16 protein-coding genes are annotated in these 16,386 nt (G+C 61.4%); 10 read left to right on the forward strand and 6 right to left on the reverse strand.

The features are described from left to right. Positions 1 to 11: 11 nt before the first annotated feature. The 10 genes from nhaD (at position 12) to ACYPYQ_RS03355 (ending at position 11,426) form a co-directional block, all read left to right on the forward strand. Positions 12 to 1,421, forward strand: coding sequence for a sodium:proton antiporter NhaD (nhaD, locus tag ACYPYQ_RS03310; protein WP_459719625.1), 1,410 nt, complete (start codon positions 12 to 14; stop codon positions 1,419 to 1,421). Between the two features lie 56 nt (positions 1,422 to 1,477). Next, positions 1,478 to 3,190 carry an autotransporter assembly complex protein TamA gene (locus ACYPYQ_RS03315; protein ID WP_459719628.1) on the forward strand — a complete coding sequence of 571 codons (1,713 nt, stop codon included), beginning with the start codon at positions 1,478 to 1,480 and terminating at the stop codon, positions 3,188 to 3,190. Then, entirely contained in the window at positions 3,190 to 7,005 is a 3,816-nt protein-coding gene (locus ACYPYQ_RS03320) for a translocation/assembly module TamB domain-containing protein (protein WP_459719631.1), read from the forward strand. The genes ACYPYQ_RS03315 and ACYPYQ_RS03320 overlap by 1 nt, the downstream gene beginning before the upstream one ends. 86 nt (positions 7,006 to 7,091) lie before the next feature. Next, positions 7,092 to 7,406: an ArsR/SmtB family transcription factor gene (locus tag ACYPYQ_RS03325; protein WP_459719635.1), complete on the forward strand. Its 315-nt coding sequence runs from the start codon at positions 7,092 to 7,094 to the stop codon at positions 7,404 to 7,406. A gap of 17 nt (positions 7,407 to 7,423) precedes the next feature. Next, positions 7,424 to 7,921 carry an arsenate reductase ArsC gene (locus tag ACYPYQ_RS03330; RefSeq protein WP_459719638.1) on the forward strand — a complete coding sequence of 166 codons (498 nt, stop codon included), beginning with the start codon at positions 7,424 to 7,426 and terminating at the stop codon, positions 7,919 to 7,921. A 4-nt stretch (positions 7,922 to 7,925) separates the two neighbouring features. Continuing rightward, the gene (gene arsB / locus ACYPYQ_RS03335; protein WP_459719641.1) at positions 7,926 to 8,954 is read left to right on the forward strand and encodes an ACR3 family arsenite efflux transporter; all 1,029 of its coding nucleotides are present in this window, start codon (positions 7,926 to 7,928) and stop codon (positions 8,952 to 8,954) included. A gap of 1 nt (position 8,955) precedes the next feature. After that, complete coding sequence (locus ACYPYQ_RS03340; RefSeq protein ID WP_459719644.1) at positions 8,956 to 9,915, forward strand: permease; 960 nt, start codon at positions 8,956 to 8,958, stop codon at positions 9,913 to 9,915. A gap of 27 nt (positions 9,916 to 9,942) precedes the next feature. Next, a complete protein-coding gene (locus tag ACYPYQ_RS03345) occupies positions 9,943 to 10,248 on the forward strand; it encodes a hypothetical protein (RefSeq protein WP_459719647.1) in 306 nt (101 codons plus the stop codon). 27 nt (positions 10,249 to 10,275) lie between these two features. Then, entirely contained in the window at positions 10,276 to 10,509 is a 234-nt protein-coding gene (locus ACYPYQ_RS03350; RefSeq protein WP_459719651.1) for a thioredoxin family protein, read from the forward strand. Positions 10,510 to 10,538: 29 nt separating this feature from the next. Beyond that, entirely contained in the window at positions 10,539 to 11,426 is an 888-nt protein-coding gene (locus ACYPYQ_RS03355; RefSeq protein ID WP_459719653.1) for a cation diffusion facilitator family transporter, read from the forward strand. Positions 11,427 to 11,535: 109 nt separating this feature from the next. Here the strand turns inward: ACYPYQ_RS03355 and proB are convergent, their stop codons facing one another. From proB to trxA, 6 genes are all read right to left on the reverse strand, one after another. After that, positions 11,536 to 12,654, reverse strand: a complete 1,119-nt coding sequence (proB, locus tag ACYPYQ_RS03360; RefSeq protein WP_459719656.1) for a glutamate 5-kinase — start codon at positions 12,652 to 12,654, stop codon at positions 11,536 to 11,538. After that, positions 12,651 to 13,727 (reverse strand): GTPase ObgE, encoded by a 1,077-nt coding sequence (obgE, locus tag ACYPYQ_RS03365; protein ID WP_459719659.1) that lies wholly within the window; start codon positions 13,725 to 13,727, stop codon positions 12,651 to 12,653. The genes proB and obgE overlap by 4 nt, the downstream gene beginning before the upstream one ends. Positions 13,728 to 13,817: 90 nt before the next feature. Continuing rightward, complete coding sequence (gene rpmA, locus ACYPYQ_RS03370; RefSeq protein ID WP_459719663.1) at positions 13,818 to 14,075, reverse strand: 50S ribosomal protein L27; 258 nt, start codon at positions 14,073 to 14,075, stop codon at positions 13,818 to 13,820. A gap of 15 nt (positions 14,076 to 14,090) precedes the next feature. Beyond that, positions 14,091 to 14,402, reverse strand: coding sequence for a 50S ribosomal protein L21 (rplU, locus tag ACYPYQ_RS03375; protein ID WP_459719666.1), 312 nt, complete (start codon positions 14,400 to 14,402; stop codon positions 14,091 to 14,093). Positions 14,403 to 14,534: 132 nt separating this feature from the next. Next, on the reverse strand, positions 14,535 to 15,791 hold the full coding sequence (rho, locus tag ACYPYQ_RS03380) for a transcription termination factor Rho (RefSeq protein ID WP_459719669.1): 1,257 nt from the start codon (positions 15,789 to 15,791) through the stop codon (positions 14,535 to 14,537). Positions 15,792 to 15,952: 161 nt separating this feature from the next. After that, positions 15,953 to 16,279 (reverse strand): thioredoxin TrxA, encoded by a 327-nt coding sequence (gene trxA, locus ACYPYQ_RS03385; RefSeq protein ID WP_459719672.1) that lies wholly within the window; start codon positions 16,277 to 16,279, stop codon positions 15,953 to 15,955. Positions 16,280 to 16,386 lie beyond the last annotated feature (107 nt).

Genomic DNA, 16,386 nt, shown 5'->3' on the forward strand with positions numbered 1-16,386 from the left:
GGAGGAATCGCATGAATCGCCTGCTTGCCCTGTTCGCATTCGCACTCGCCCCTTTGTCTGCCTTTGCTGCCGCTGAGGGAGTACGCCTTGATCTGACCGGACACTGGGTGGGGATAACCGCCCTGCTGCTGTTCTTCGTCGCCTATCTGGCGGTGATGGCGGAAGAGTTCACCCATCTGCGCAAGTCCAAGCCGGTGATGCTGGCGGCGGGCATCATCTGGGGACTGATCGCCTGGTATTACCAGGGGCACGACATCCCGCATGTGGTGGAAGCCGCGCTGCGTCACAATCTGGAAGAGTATGCCGAGCTGATGCTGTTCCTGATCGTGGCGATGACCTACATCAACGCGCTGGATGAGCGCAACGCGTTCGAGGCGCTGCGTTCCTGGCTGATCCGCAAGGGTTTCAGCTACCGCATGCTGTTCTGGGTGACCGGCGTGCTGGCCTTCTTCATTTCGGCAGTGGCGGACAATCTCACGACCGCCTTGTTGATGGGGGCGGTGGTGACGGCGGTGGGTAAGGATAATCCGAAGTTCGTGGTGCTGGCACTGATCAATGTGGTGGTTGCGGCCAATGCGGGCGGCGCGTTCTCTCCGTTCGGAGACATCACCACGCTGATGGTGTGGCAGAAGAACATCATGGCCAGCAACGGCCAGATCGGTTTCTGGACCTTCTTCAACCTGTTCCTGCCGTCGCTGATCAACTGGCTGATCCCGGCCATCGTAATGCACCTGTTCCTCGCCAGTGGCAAGCCGGCGGGCGGCGGCAAGATGATCGAGATGAAGCGCGGCGCGCTGGTCATTGCCGGACTGTTCCTGGGAACCATCGCGCTGGCCGTGAGCTTCCACAGCCTGCTCAGTCTGCCGCCGGTGATCGGCATGCTGACCGGTATGGGCGTGCTCAAGTTCTACGCCTATTACTTGCGCCAGACCACCAGCGGCCGCGCGCAGAAGCAGGTCAGCGAGATCGGTAGCCCGGCCGCGTTCGACATCTATCGCGAAGTGGCGCGCAGTGAATGGGATACGCTGTTCTTCTTTTACGGCGTGGTGATGTGCGTGGGCGGACTCGGTTTCATCGGCTATCTGGCCATGATCTCGGAAGTGATGTACGGCTCATGGGGGGCAACCAATGCCAACATCGCAGTGGGGCTGATCTCCTCAGTGGTGGACAACATCCCGGTCATGTTCGCTGTGCTCACCATGCAGCCGGACATGTCCATCGGCCAGTGGCTGCTGGTCACACTGACCGCCGGTGTGGGAGGTTCGCTGCTGTCCATCGGTTCTGCGGCCGGCGTGGCCCTGATGGGGCAGGCACGGGGGGTGTATACCTTCTTCGCGCACCTTAAATGGACGCCGGTGATCGCACTGGGTTATGCGTGCAGCATCGCCACCCACCTGGCTTTCAATCACGCCTTGTTCTGATGGAGTGTGAGTCTTCCGCATGCCGGCACCAGCCGGTTTGGCGGCGATGGCTGCTGGTGCTCCTCGTCGTCGCATGGGGGGCTCCATCCTTTGCGGCCGGCAATAACCCGGCAGTCACCATCGATATTCCCGATGTGCTGCGTCCGCTGCTGAAACAGCATTTCAAGTTACCCGAGAAACTGCTGGCAACCGAATCCGAGCGTGGCGTGTTCGTGCGCCGCGCGCAGCGTGAGATACCGGAGCTGCTGGCGACCGAAGGCTACTTTTCTGCCCGGGTACGTTTGGAGGAGGTGAGCAATGCCGGCGTAGTGGCATTGCAGGTGCTGCCGGGGATGCGTACCACGGTCGGGGCACTGGACATCGAGCTGCGCGGGGATCTGCAGCAGAGCGCCGCCCAGCGCGCACAACAGATCCGCAAAGCCTGGTCGCTGCCGGTCGGGTCGCCCTTCCGTTCCGAGGCATGGGAACGCGCCAAGGCGGAGTTGCTGGCGGATGTAGCCAAAGAGGATTATGCCGCCGCGCGCATGGTCAGCAGTGCGGCCGAGGTCGATGTCGAGCAGGGTGTCGCGAGGCTGCGTGTGGTGATCGATTCCGGGCCGCGTTATCAGTTCGGGGCGCTGCAAGTGCGTGGACTTGAGCGCTACGAGCCTTTGCTGATCGAGCGTCACAGCACTTTCAAACCCGGCCAGCCATACCGGCGCAGCCTGCTGCTGGAATTCCAGACACAGTTGCAGAAGCTGCCGCAATTCAGCTCCATCATCGTGAGTCTGGATACCGCCAGGACGAGCGGCAGAGACGTGCAGGTGGTGCGCAGCGCACCGGTGCAGGTCCAGGTGGTGGAGGCGAAGTCGCGCAAGCTCTCGTTCGGTATCGGTTACAGCACCAACAACGGTATACGCAACGAGCTGAACTACCAGAGCTACAACTTCCTCGATCAGGCGTGGACGCTGAACAGTGCCGCCGTGGTGGAACAGAACCGGCAGAACATCGCGCTGGCACTGGACACGCCGCCCAACCCGCTGGGATACCGGCTGTTGTGGCGCGCCAGCGGCGAGCGCACCGACATCCAGGAGCTGGTCACGCGACGCGACAAGTTCGGTGTCACGCGCACGCGCAACCTGTTCGGTATCGAGACCGGCATCAGTCTCAACTGGCAGCAGGAGCGGCGCCTGCCGACGGGCGGCATCCGCGAGACCGACCAGGCGCTGGTGCTGGACTGGCACTGGTACCGGCGTGTGGTGGATGATCCTTTGGCACCGACGGACGGAACGCTGACCGAGATCAAGATTGGCGGTGCCAGCAAGTCGTTCGCCTCCGACCAGGATTTCGTGCGCAGCTATGCACGCCACCAGTCATGGATAGCGTTCAGCCCGCGCGATGTGCTGAGTCTGCGGGCCGAAGCGGGCTATACCGCTTCTACCACGCGTCTGGGTATCCCGCAGGAATACCTGTACCGCGTCGGCGGTACGCAGACCGTGCGCGGCTTCGCCTATCAGAGCATCGGTTTCCAGGAAGGCGGTGCGGTGGTGGGCGGGCGGGCGATGAGCACGCTGAGCGCCGAATACACGCGCTGGTTCGGCAACTGGGGGGCAGCCATGTTCGTCGATGCCGGGGCGGCGGCGGATACGGCACCGACCCTGCAGTGGTATCGCGGCCACGGCTTCGGCGCGCGCTGGCGCAGTCCGGTCGGGCCGCTGGCGCTGGATGCGGCACGCGGCCAGGGTGAGCCGGATACACGCGTGCACTTCGCGATCGCGGTGGCGTTCTGATGGTCATCCGGCGCGTCATTCCCTCGTTGCGCCAATTGTTGTGGCTGGCCGCACTCACGCCGCCGGCAATGGTCACCGTCGCGGGTGGCTGGATGCTGGGGACGCACTCCGGATTGATTTGGGTCAGCAGTGCAGTGCAACAGTTCAGTGGAGATATGCTGGAGATCGACGGCGAGCACGGTACGCTGCTGAAGGATTTCGGCATGCGCCATCTGCTGTTGCGCGGCGAAGGGTGGCGCGTCTCGCTGAGCGATGTGGAGGTGCATTGGCGTCCCGCCGCCTTGCTGCGTGGTGAGCTCCATTTGCTGCAGCTGCAGGCAAAGAACGTGGATGTGCTGAGTCTGCCATCGGAGCAGGCGGCTTCATTGCCCGCAAGCCTGTCCTTGCCGCTGGACATCAAGTTGGAGCAGCTTGAAGTGGCCAGCTTGCACGTGTCGAGCAGCGAGGATGGGCCGCCGGACATTCAGGTGGATGCTGTGCAGGCACGTTTCAGTGCCGACGGCGACGGCCATCGTTTGCAGGTGGTGAGTGCCCGCACCGCATACGGTGATCTGGTCGCTACCGCCAAGGTTGCGCCGCAAGCGCCGTATGCGGCGCAGGCGACCGCTGCACTGCAGACAACCGTGCCGATGAACGCCAGTTACCAGATCGAGGTTAAGGGCGATCTGCAGCACCTGGACGTGCAGTTGAACGGCAGCGGCGAAGGGTTGACTCTGCAAGGGAGTGCGCAGTTGCTGCCGCTGGCCGGCGTGCCGCTGGCGCATGCGCAGATCGGGTTCAAGGGGCTGGCGACAAAATGGCTGGATACGGAAGCGCCGCCAGCGCGACTCGATGGTGAACTCGAATTGCGTGGGGCCGGGCAGGATAGACTCGAAGGTTCTCTATCCATCGAGAATCGGCATTACGCCCCTCTGGATCAAGCGGGCTTGCCTTTGCGCAGCCTGCAGGCGCGTTTGCGCTGGTCGGAACGTTACTGGCAACTTTATGAGGTGCAGGCGCGTATCGGCAGGAAGGGGCATGCGAGCGGAGAGCTGGATTGGCGCCCGCAGTCCGGGCAGGGTGCCATGCGTCTGCAGGTGAGCGATTTCGATCCGAGCGCCATCGACAGCCGCGCGCCGCAGATGGACCTGCACGGCGAGATCGCGCTGGGTAGTACCGGCAGTGAACAGCAGATGAGTCTGGGCTTGGCCGATGCCGGACTCATCATCGACGGCAGTCTGCACCGTCGCGGCGATACGGTCACCTTGCATGCCCTGCGTTTCGCAAGGGGAAGTACCGAACTGGCCGGGGAAGGCGAATTGAAACTGGACAGCATGCGTTCGTTCCGTTTCGACAGTCATCTGCGCCGGCTGGACCTGCGCGACTTCGTCGACAGTGCGCCGACCGACCTGAATGCCGCGCTCCACGCCTCGGGCAGCCTGATGCCGAAGCCCGAGGTGGCGCTCGATTTCGAACTGGAGCCGAGTCGATTCTCACGCTATGGCATCGAGGGCAACGGACAGCTGCATTTCAGCGGCAAGCAACAGGCGGATGGCGAAGTAGAGCTCCGCATCGGGGACAACACCCTCAACGCCGAGCTGGCCTATGGCACGGCGGCGGACTATTTCAGGTTCATGCTGGATGCGCCCAGACTGGAGCAACTGGGCGGGGCGATGCGTGGGCGCTTATCCGGTCAGGCCGAGTTGATCGGCAGTCTGGCGGAACCCGCCGTCACCTTCACGCTCGGCGGCATCAACCTTGTGCTGCCAAATGGGGATAGCATCGAGCAGATAGATGCCGGTGGTCGATACGACGAGCGCATGCTGGCAATGCAACTGAGCGCATCCGGGGTGCGTAGCCGAAGCGGGTTGGGGATAACGGAGCTGCGCATGGAAGCGGCCGGGAGTCGCGCGCAGCACACGCTGAATGGCAGCGCGAATCTGGTGCACAACGAGCAGCCGCTGGGGCGGTGGCATTTTGAATCCAGTGGCGGATTCGGCGAGGCGGATGCGGCGTGGCAATGGCTGGGTGAGCTGGGTGCGCTGGAAGCGGAGGGGGTGGTGCCGCTGCGTTTGCAGGCACCGGCACAATTGTCCATCGCGCCGGGCAAGGTGCGATTGGGTGCAGCACGCTTCGCGCTCGGCGGTGCTGAAGTGACCTTGCAGGACACATACTGGGCGCAGCAGGGGTGGCGCAGTACGGGGCGCTTCAGCGGGCTGGGTGCGCAGGCCGTGGGTTTGCAGCAGTTCATGCCAATATCTTCGTTCGACATGCTGCGCTTCGGCGGCGATTGGGACATCACATCCGATGCGCACTGGCGGGGGCATGCCGATATCCGGCGCGAGAGCGGCGATCTGATGGTCGATGCGCAGACCGGTCTGCAGTTGGGCTTGAGCGAACTGCGCCTAGCGATAGGTGTCGTGCAGGACGTACTGTCGCTGCAGCTGGACGCGAGCGGAACTCGGCTGGGCGAAGTGGCGGCACGGGTCGAGTTGCCGTTGTCCTTGCAGGATGGGCGCTGGGCCGTGTCCAATGACGCACCACTGGCCGGTCATGTGGCGTTGCATGGCGAGGACCTCGCCTGGATCGGCCCGGTGTTGCATGAGAACCTGCAAAGCGGTGGCAGTCTGGCGCTGGACGCGGATCTGCGCGGGACCTTCGGCGTGCCGCGCCTGCAGGGTAGCCTCCATGGTGAGGGGCTGCGCATGGCATTGCTGGACCAGGGCGTGAACCTGGAACAAGGCAGTCTGCGAGCCCGTTTCGAGACGGACCAAGTGCATATCGAGGAGCTGGCCTTCGTCGCGCCTTATCAGCCCAAGCCCGACGACAAATTGCTGGATGGATATCATTTTCCGGGGACTGCCGGTCGTTTGAGCGCCAGCGGACGCATCGATCTGGAAGGGGGTGACAGCGACCTGCGGATCCGCGCGCAGTCGCTGCCGTTGGTGCAGCGAGGGGATCGCTGGCTGATCGTCTCCGGCGAGGGCCATGTCGGCTATGCCAGCCGCACCCTGAATCTGCGCGGCGATATCCGTGCCGATGCGGGATTGCTGGCACAGATCGAAACGGGAAAGCCGCGTTGGTCGGATGATGTCAGGATCGGCGGTCGATCGGAAATCGAGAAAGACGCGCTGGCCTACGATATCGATGCCGGCTTCGATCTGGGCGAGCATTTCTACCTGCGCACGGCCGGCCTGGAATCGCGCCTGACGGGGCAGTTGCACCTGCAGGGCGAGGCGGGCTCGCCCTTGCAGGCCACCGGCATCATCGCCACCCAGGATGGTGTGTTCAACGCCTACGGCCAGCGACTGACGGTCGAGCGGGGCATGGTGAACTTCCAGGGGCCGCCGGAAGACCCGGGTTTGAACATCCTCGCGCTGCGCAAGGATCTATCGGTCGAGGCTGGTATCGAAGTCACGGGTACGGCAAGGCACCCTGTGACGAGGCTGGTTTCCACACCTGCTGTGCCGGATGCGGAGAAGCTCTCGTGGATCGTGCTGGGTCGCGTCCCGGAGAGCGGAAGCATCGATTCCTCCCTGCTGCTCGCGGCAGCAGGCAATCTGCTGGGCGGACAATCGGTCGGCCAGCTGGGGCGCAGTATCGGCGTGGATGAACTGTCCTTGCGGCAGCGCGAGACCGGCGATGCGCTGGAGAACCAGGTTTTCACTGTCGGCAAACGGCTGTCGTCGCGCGCCTACCTGAGTTACGAACAGGGCTTGTCCGATGTCGGCGGGCTGACCAAGTTCAGTTATACCCTCACCCCACGCATCACGCTGGTTACCCGCACCGGTACCGAAGATGCGATCGATCTGTTCTATTCCTTCCGTTTCTACTGAGCGGTCGCGGGCTTGATATATCCGGCCGCCTCTGTTTAAATCGCGCTATTATTTTAATAATCATTTAACAATGGAAATGAATAATGATGAAACCGGCACAAGTTGTTAAGGCGCTGGCTGCGTTGGCGCAGACCACGCGGCTGGCGATCTTTCGATTGCTGGTGAGTGCGGGACCTGGAGGGATGGCCGCCGGGCAGATATCGAAAAAATTAAAGGTGTCACCGGCGACGCTGTCATTCCATTTCAAGACGCTGAGCCATGCCGGGTTGGTGGAAAGCAGGCAGGACGGAAGGTTCGTGTATTACGCGGCGAACTTCACGGTGATGAACGGCATGGTGGATTACCTGACCGAGAATTGTTGCGGTGGCGCGGATTGCGGCATCGGTGACAAAACATGTTAAACACAAAGGAAATGAAAATGAGCGAAAAGACATACAACGTACTGGTGCTGTGCACCGGCAATTCCGCACGCAGCATCCTGGGTGAGGTGTTGTTCAACAAACTGGGCAAAGGCCGCTTCAAGGCCTGGAGCGCGGGCAGCAAACCTGCCGGTCAGGTCAATCCCTGCGCGCTGGAATGGATGCGCGCCAATGACTTCAGTACCGAAGGCTTGCGCAGCAAGAGCTGGGACGAGTTCGCCGCGCCCGGCGCGCCGGAATTCGATTTTGTGTTCACCGTGTGCGACAACGCGGCGGGCGAAGTTTGCCCGGTCTGGTACGGCTCGCCGATGACCGCGCACTGGGGCATCCCTGACCCGGCGCATGTCGAAGGAGACGAAGCGCGCCGCGCAGCCTTCAACAAAGCGGCCGACCAGCTGACGCGCCGCATCCAGTTGTTCCTGAGCCTGCCCATCGACAAGCTGGACAAGCTGACCCTGAAAGAGAAGATGAACGAGATCGGGCGAACCAAGGACTGATGTCATGAGCATCTTCGAGCGTTATCTGACCGTATGGGTGTTCCTGTGCATCGTGGTCGGTGTGCTGCTGGGGCAGTTCATGCCCGCGCCTTTCCAGTGGCTGGGCGGGCTGGAGATCGCCAAGGTCAACATCCCGGTCGGCCTGCTGATATGGGTGATGATCATCCCCATGTTGCTACGCATCGACTTTGGCGCGCTGCACGAGGTGAAGAAGCACTGGCGCGGTATCGGCGTGACCCTGTTCGTTAACTGGGCGGTCAAGCCGTTCTCGATGGCCTTGCTTGGCTGGCTGTTCATCCGCCAGCTGTTCGCGCCGTACCTGCCAGCGGAACAGCTGGATAGCTATATCGCCGGACTGATCCTGCTGGCCGCCGCACCCTGCACCGCGATGGTGTTCGTGTGGAGTCGGTTGGTGAACGGCGAGCCGCTGTTCACGCTGTCGCAAGTCGCACTCAACGACACCATCATGATCTTCGCTTTCGCGCCGTTGGTGGCTCTGTTGCTGGGGATATCGTCCATCATCGTGCCGTGGGACACCTTGCTGACCTCGGTGCTGCTGTACATCGTGATCCCGGTGGTGCTGGCGCAGCTGTGGCGTCGCTGGCTGCTGGCGCGCGGTGAAGCCGCGTTGCAGCGCACGCTGGAGGCACTCGGGCCGCTCTCCATCTCTGCCTTGTTGCTGACGCTGGTGTTGCTGTTCGCTTTCCAGGGCGAGGCCATCGTCGAGCAGCCGCTGATCATCGCCATGCTGGCGGTGCCGATCACCATCCAGGTGTATTTCAACTCCGCGTTGGCTTACTGGTTGAACAAGCGGGCGGGTGAGGCGCATTGTGTGGCCGGTCCCTCGGCACTGATCGGCGCCAGCAACTTTTTCGAGTTGGCTGTCGCGGCCGCCATCAGCCTGTTCGGTTTCCAGTCTGGTGCTGCGCTGGCGACGGTGGTCGGTGTGCTGATCGAGGTGCCGGTGATGCTGAGCGTGGTGTATATCGTGAATCGTAGTCAGGGTTGGTACGAAGCTTCAGGAAAACATTGATATGTTCGAGATGATGGCCGACTGGCTGATCCACGATATGGCAGGCATGCGCGGTAGCCAGCTTGGCGATGCCGCGCATTTCTTCGTGATGGATGTGAGCAAGATCATGGTGCTGCTCACGCTGGTCATCTACGTGATGGGGCTGCTGCGCGCGCTGCTCAAGCCGGAACGGGTGCGCGAATTCATCCGCAAGCGCGGCAATATCAGCTCGCGTTTCATGGCAGTCGGGCTGGGCGCGGTCACGCCGTTCTGCTCCTGTTCTTCGGTGCCGTTGTTCATCGGCTTCGTCGAGGCGGGCATCCCGCTGGGTGTCACGCTGTCTTTCCTGATCGCCAGTCCGATGGTGAATGAAGTGGCGATCGTCGTGCTGGCCACCGTCATCGGCTGGAAGATGACGCTGATCTATGTGGTCAGCGGATTGAGCGTGGCGTTGATCGGCGGCTTCGTGCTGGAGCGTTTCAAACCGGAGCGCTGGGTGGAGGAGTATGTGTGGCAGATCAAGATGGGCGATGCACAACTTGAAACGGAAGTGATGACGCTCAAGCTGCGTCATGAGTATGCCTGGGCACAGGTCAAGGAGATCGTCGGCCGTATCTGGAAATATGTGCTAATCGGCGTGGGTGTCGGTGCGCTGATGCACGGTTATGTGCCGAAGGAGTTCATCGTGGGCATAGCGGGTGATGGCGGTCTGCTTTCGGTCATCGTCGCGGTGCTGGTGGGCGTGCCGCTGTATTCGGATGCGGTCGGCATCATCCCTGTCGCCGAGGTGTTGCTGCAGAAGGGCGTGCCGCTGGGCACAGTGCTGGCGTTCATGATGGCCGTGGTCGCGCTCTCGTTGCCGGAGATGCTGATACTGCGCAAAGTGGTGAAGTGGCCGCTGCTGGCGCTGTTTGCGGCCTACCTTGCGACGGCTTTTGTGGTGACCGGCATGCTGTTCAATAATCTTGACGGCTTGCTGTGAACAGTAGTTTCAAACTGGAGGATTATTATGAATGAAGCGGAGTTGCATCCATCCATCGTCGCGCTGGTGTCGCTGGCGGCGGATATTGCATCCAATCACCCCAAACAGGGGCTGTGCAAGATAGACCGGCTCAAGCAATATGGTGTGCCGCACCAACATATCGAGACAGTGATCGAGATCGCACGACATATCCGCGACGAGGCAGCGCAGAAGCTCGATGCCAGTTTCGATCTGGCACTGGCCGAGCGTCTGGGCGATACAAGGCCCGCCAAGGCGCAGCCGGAGCAAGCTGCATGTTGCAGCCCGACCGCATCCGGCCAGTCATGCTGTTAGTTGTCGGTACTACAGGAGGAGCGTGACATGAAAAACATCAAGGTACTCGGCACAGGCTGCGCCAATTGCAAGACCACACTGAAACTGATCGACGAGGTCGCCAAGGCGAAAGGGCTGGAGGTGGCGCTGGAAAAAGTGGAAGACATCGCGGCCATCATGGGCTATGGCGTCATGTCCACGCCGGGCGTGGTCATTGATGGCAAGGTGGTGCATGCAGGCGGGGTGCCGGATCGCCGCAAGATAGAAGGCTGGCTGGAATAGAGGGCCGTGCGGCACCAATGAAAGCAGACATGAGCCACTCGCACGCCCATGCCGCGAATTACGACCGTGCCTTTGCAATAGGCATCGCACTCAATGTGTTGTTCGTGCTGGTCGAGGCGTTCTACGGCTGGATGGTGGATTCGCTGGCGCTACTGTCCGATGCCGGTCACAACTTGAGCGATGTGCTGGGGCTGCTGCTGGCCTGGGGGGGCTACTATCTGGCCCGTCTGCGTCCTAGTCACAGCCACACCTACGGTTTCGGTCGCGCAACCATCATGGCGGCGCTGTTCAACGCGCTGCTCCTGCTGGTCGCCGTCGGCGCTATCGCATGGGAAGCATTCGACCGGTTAGCGCACCCGGTGGCGATACAGGGCATGACGGTCATCGTCGTCGCAGCGATGGGTGTGCTGGTCAACGGCGTGACCGCATGGTTGTTCATGTCTGGCGACCATCAGGACCTGAACCTGCGTGGGGCTTTCCTGCATATGGCGGCAGATGCGCTGGTCTCGGTCGGCGTGGTGGCTGCGGGCGCCTTGTTCCTGTGGACGGGCTGGTTCTGGCTGGATCCGTTCATCAGTCTGCTCATCGCGCTGGTGATCCTGCTGGGCACCTGGGGATTGTTGCGGCAGGCGTTGCACCTGTCGCTGGACGGTGTGCCCATATCGGTGGAGTTGGAGCAAGTGCGGACCTACCTGTCTGGTTTGCCGGGCGTCGCGGCGGTGCACGATTTGCACGTGTGGGCGATGAGTACTTCAGAGGTGGCACTGACTGCGCACCTGGTCATGCCACAGGGGCATGCCGGGGACGCGTTTTTGTGCAGCGTGATGCAGACCTTGCATGATGACTTTGGCATCGAACATGCCACGATACAGATCGAGTCTGACAGCGAGTCCTGTGTTTTGACGCATCACGAGTGATGCCACGGGCTGCCGTCGCGGCAATACTGGATTGTGGTGACGGCCGCCACTTCGTGGCTAAACATTCACTGCGTTCATGTTTGCCTGCACCGCAACCTGGTTCTGCTTTTCAAAGCAGAACCAGGTTGTCCCGATGTATCAACTCCGGCTCGTCCACGTAGCCCAGTATCTTTTCGATCTCACTGCTAGCTTTTCTGGCGATGAGGCGTGCTTCATCGGCGCTGTAGTTGACCAGGCCTCTGGCGATGTCCCTGCCTTCTGCATCCAGCACGGCGACGACGGCACCGCGCTGGAAATCGCCGCTGACCTGCGTGACGCCGATGGGCAACAGGCTCTTCTTGTCCTGGCACAGGGCGCGTACCGCACCGGGATCCAGCATGACCTTGCCGCTGACTTGCAGGTGGTCCGCCAGCCATTGTTTGCGCGCATCGAGCGCAAGCGCACTGGCGGTAAGCAGGGTGCCGATGGATTCCCCCTGCAGCAGGCGCGACAACACATCCGTCTCGTGTCCGGAAGCGATGACGGTATGTGCGCCGCTGCGCGCCGCGCGTTTGGCGGCGAGTATCTTGGTGAGCATGCCGCCGCGTCCAATGTGGCTACCCGCGCCGCCCGCCATCACTTCCAGCTCGGGGGTCCCTGCCGTCGCTTCACTGATCAGCGTTGCGCTTGCATCCTTGCGCGGATCGGCGGTGTACATGCCGGTCTGGTCGGTGAGGATGATCAGCGCATCGGCTTCGATCAGGTTGGCCACCAGTGCGCCCAGCGTGTCGTTGTCGCCGAACTTGATCTCGTCGGTGACCACGGTGTCGTTCTCGTTGATGATGGGGATGACGCGCAGGTTGAGCAGGCTGCGCAGGGTGGAGCGGGCGTTCAGATAACGCTCGCGATCAGCGAGGTCGGCATGGGTCAGCAGCACTTGCGCGGCATGCAAACCATGCTGGCGGAAACAGCTCTCGTAGGCTTGTACCAGCCCCATCTGGCCGACGGCGGCGGCGGCCTGCAGTTCGTGCACGGCACTGGGGCGCTGCTTCCAGCCCAGGCGCTGCATGCCCTCGGCAATGGCACCGGAAGAGACCAGCACGACTTCACAACCGCTCGCGCGCAAGGCGGCGATCTGCCTGGCCCAATTGTTCAGCGCAGTCAGATCCAGTCCGGCACCGCTGTTGGTGACCAGACTGCTGCCGACTTTGACGACGATTCGTTTTGCTTGGGTGAGTGTGTGTCTCATACCAGTGGGTCGTGGATATCGATCTCGGTTTCCTGAGCACTTTCGGTGACCGCATCCTGCTCGGCGCGCGCCACCTGCTCCAGATGCTCCATGATGGCGTAGGTCAGTTCCTTGCAGCCTTCGCCATTGATGGCGGAGATGGCGAACCAGCGTGTGTCCTCGCCGAATTCCTTGAGGAAGGCCTGTACCGCCTCTTCCTTGTTCTGCAGCAGATCGAGTTTGTTCAGTACCAGCCAGCGCGGTTTTTCATACAGCGCCTCGTCATACTTGCGCAACTCGTTGAGGATGGCGTGCGCCTCCTGCACCGGGTCAGTTCCCTCGTGCAGCGGGGCGATATCCACCAGATGCAGCAACAAGCGCGTGCGCGCCAGATGGCGCAGGAACTGGTGGCCGAGTCCGGCACCTTCCGCCGCGCCTTCGATCAGGCCGGGAATATCGGCGATGACGAAGCTGCGCTCTTCCGAGACGCGCACCACACCCAGGTTGGGGTGCAGCGTGGTGAACGGATAGTCTGCCACTTTCGGGCGTGCCGCCGACACGGCGCGGATGAATGTGGATTTTCCGGCATTGGGCATGCCCAGCAGGCCGACGTCGGCCAGCACCTTCAGCTCCAGTTGCAGTTCGCGCCGTTCGCCTTCTTCGCCGGGCGTGCATTGGCGCGGTGTGCGGTTGGTGCTGGATTTGAAATGCAGGTTGCCGAGGCCGCCCGCGCCGCCGCGGGCGAGGATGGTCCGCTCGCCGTCCAGCGCCAGATCGGCGATGACCTGGCCGGTGTTGATGTCGGTGATGACGGTGCCGACCGGCATGCGCAGGATGATGTCGTCGGCGCCCTTGCCATAACAGTCGGCGCCGCGTCCCGATTCGCCGTTCCTGGCGCGGTGCATGCGCGCGAAACGGTAGTCCACCAGCGTATTGATGTTGCGATCGGCGACGGCGATCACGCTACCGCCGCGACCGCCGTCGCCACCATCCGGGCCGCCCTTGGTGATGTATTTCTCGCGACGAAAGCTGGCCGCACCGTTGCCGCCGTTGCCCGCGATGACTTCGATCTTCGATTCGTCGATGAATTTCATGTATGTCCTGCGCTATTCGTTCTGTGATGCCGGAGGGCAAATAAAAAAGCCCTATCTCGCGATAGGGCTCATTCTAGCTGTTCGCCGGTATCAAGCGGGAACGATGCTGACCGTCTTGCGCTTCAGAGCGCCCTTGGTCGCGAATTGCACCGTACCGGTGATCTTTGCGAACAGTGTGTGGTCCTTGCCCATGCCGACGTTGTCGCCCGCGTGAACCTGTGTGCCGCGCTGACGGATGATGATGCTGCCTGCGCTGATCAGTTCGCCGCCGTAGCTTTTGCAGCCGAGTCGTTTCGAGTGCGAGTCGCGGCCGTTACTGGTACTGCCGCCGCCTTTTTTCGATGCCATGTTATAGCTCCTTTATTAAGCGGAGATGCCGTCGATGCGGATCTCGGTGTAGTTTTGACGATGTCCCTGATGCTTCTGGTAGTGCTTGCGGCGGCGCATCTTGAAGATGGTCACTTTGTCGTGACGGCCGTTGGAGATGATGGTCGCCTTGACTGTGGCGCCCTCCAGCATCGGCTTGCCGATCTTGATGCCTGCGCCGTCGCCGACTGCCAGCACTTTGTCCAGCACGATTTCTCCGCCGACATCACCGGCAACGGTTTCGATCTTGAGTGTTTCACCTTGGACAACACGGTACTGCTTGCCACCGGTCTTGATTACTGCGTACATGACTACCTCGCTAGCTGCGGTTATTCGGCTACGGAAAACCCGAAGGGAGGCCTTCGCCTGAAACCTAGTTTTTCCGAAAGGCGCGCATTATACCCAAATCGTCTTTCGCGTCAAAACCTTTTCTTTAATGGATCAACGCTTCATGGAATCGAAGAATTCCGCGTTGTTCTTGGTCGCCTTGACCTTGTCCAGCAGGAATTCCATCGCTTCCAGCTCGTCCATGGGGTAGATCAGCTTGCGCAGCAGCCAGATGCGCTGCAGCAGGTCAGGCTTGATCAGCAGTTCTTCCTTGCGGGTGCCGGAGCGGTTGACGTTGATGGCCGGGTAGATGCGCTTCTCGGCCATGCGGCGGTCCAGGTGGATCTCCATGTTGCCGGTGCCCTTGAATTCCTCGTAGATCACATCGTCCATACGGCTGCCGGTGTCGACCAGCGCGGTGGCGATGATGGTCAGCGAGCCGCCTTCCTCGATGTTGCGCGCCGCGCCGAAGAAGCGCTTGGGGCGCTGCAGCGCGTTGGCATCCACACCGCCGGTCAATACCTTGCCGGAAGAGGGGATCACGGTGTTGTAGGCGCGCGCCAGGCGGGTGATGGAGTCGAGCAGGATGACCACATCCTTCTTGTGTTCGACCAGGCGTTTTGCTTTCTCCAGCACCATCTCGGCGACCTGCACGTGGCGGGTAGCCGGCTCGTCGAAGGTGGAAGCGACCACTTCGCCGCGCACGGTGCGGCTCATCTCGGTCACTTCCTCGGGGCGCTCGTCGATCAGCAGCACGATCAGCACCGCTTCTGGGTTGTTGGAGGCTATGGAGTGTGCGATGTGCTGCAGCATCACGGTCTTGCCGGACTTGGGCGAGGCCACCAGCAGGCCGCGCTGGCCTTTGCCGATGGGGGCCACGATGTCGATGATGCGGCCGGTCAGGTTCTCGTCGGAGCGGATGTCGCGTTCCAGATTGATCTGCTGGGTAGGGAACAGGGGGGTGAGGTTCTCGAACAGGATCTTGTTCTTGGCGTTCTCGGGCGGCTCACCGTTGACCTTGTCCACCTTGACCAGTGCCACATAGCGCTCACCTTCCTTGGGGGTGCGGATCTCGCCCTCGATGGAATCACCTGTGTGCAGGTTGAAGCGTCTTACCTGGCTGGGACTGACGTAGATGTCGTCCGGGCCGGCGAGGTAGGAGGTGTCGGGTGAGCGCAGGAAGCCGAAGCCGTCCGGCAGCACTTCCAGCGTACCTTCGCCGTATATGCTCTCGCCCTTCTTTGCCTGGTTCTTCAGCAGGGCGAAGATCAGGTCCTGCTTGCGCATGCGGTTGGCATTGTCGATCTGGTTGGCAACGGCCATTTCCACCAGTTCGGTGATGTGTTTGGTCTTGATATCGGATAGATGCATGATCAGGATGTTGCGAATGAACGCAAAGTTTTAGGAGTCTTGCAGGAGGTGGATCACAGGTTGCGGATGTTCCCGCGCCGAGTTGCCGTGTCTGTCTTTTCTTGGTTTTGTATCAGTGTTTCAGGACGAAACAGGCAAGTGCGGGCGGGAGACTAAAGCGTTTAGATATGGCTGTCAATGAAAGCGGTCAATTGCGACTTGGACAGTGCGCCGACCTTGGTGGCTTCGATGTTGCCGTTCTTGAACAGCATCAGGGTGGGGATGCCGCGCACGCCATACTTCTGGGGTGTCTGCTGGTTCTCGTCCACATTCAGCTTGGCGACGTTCAGGCGGCCCGCATATTCCTGGGAGACTTCATCCAGGATGGGGGCGATCATGCGGCAGGGGCCGCACCATTCTGCCCAGTAGTCCACCAATACGGGCAACGGAGATTGCAGGACCTCGGCGGTGAAAGTGTCGTCGGTGATGTAACGGATGTGCTCGCTCATGTTCATTCTCGTCGTTATTGAAGGGTTTTTATGTCTGGGCGCGCCATAGCGCTTTGAAGTGCAACTGGGACGGAAGGCATCCTAGCGAAAAAAATCCGGCTTGGGAA

Source organism: Sideroxyarcus sp. TK5 (assembly GCF_054601595.1).

Coding starts and splice junctions, on each gene's coding strand:
- nhaD (WP_459719625.1), top strand. CDS start 12: ATGAATCGCCTGCTTGCCCTGTTCGCATTCGCACTCGCCCCTTTGTCT.
- ACYPYQ_RS03320 (WP_459719631.1), top strand. CDS start 3,190: ATGGTCATCCGGCGCGTCATTCCCTCGTTGCGCCAATTGTTGTGGCTG.
- ACYPYQ_RS03325 (WP_459719635.1), top strand. CDS start 7,092: ATGAAACCGGCACAAGTTGTTAAGGCGCTGGCTGCGTTGGCGCAGACC.
- ACYPYQ_RS03330 (WP_459719638.1), top strand. CDS start 7,424: ATGAGCGAAAAGACATACAACGTACTGGTGCTGTGCACCGGCAATTCC.
- arsB (WP_459719641.1), top strand. CDS start 7,926: ATGAGCATCTTCGAGCGTTATCTGACCGTATGGGTGTTCCTGTGCATC.
- ACYPYQ_RS03340 (WP_459719644.1), top strand. CDS start 8,956: ATGTTCGAGATGATGGCCGACTGGCTGATCCACGATATGGCAGGCATG.
- ACYPYQ_RS03345 (WP_459719647.1), top strand. CDS start 9,943: ATGAATGAAGCGGAGTTGCATCCATCCATCGTCGCGCTGGTGTCGCTG.
- ACYPYQ_RS03350 (WP_459719651.1), top strand. CDS start 10,276: ATGAAAAACATCAAGGTACTCGGCACAGGCTGCGCCAATTGCAAGACC.
- ACYPYQ_RS03355 (WP_459719653.1), top strand. CDS start 10,539: ATGAGCCACTCGCACGCCCATGCCGCGAATTACGACCGTGCCTTTGCA.
- proB (WP_459719656.1), bottom strand. CDS start 12,654: ATGAGACACACACTCACCCAAGCAAAACGAATCGTCGTCAAAGTCGGC.
- obgE (WP_459719659.1), bottom strand. CDS start 13,727: ATGAAATTCATCGACGAATCGAAGATCGAAGTCATCGCGGGCAACGGC.
- rpmA (WP_459719663.1), bottom strand. CDS start 14,075: ATGGCATCGAAAAAAGGCGGCGGCAGTACCAGTAACGGCCGCGACTCG.
- rplU (WP_459719666.1), bottom strand. CDS start 14,402: ATGTACGCAGTAATCAAGACCGGTGGCAAGCAGTACCGTGTTGTCCAA.
- rho (WP_459719669.1), bottom strand. CDS start 15,791: ATGCATCTATCCGATATCAAGACCAAACACATCACCGAACTGGTGGAA.
- trxA (WP_459719672.1), bottom strand. CDS start 16,279: ATGAGCGAGCACATCCGTTACATCACCGACGACACTTTCACCGCCGAG.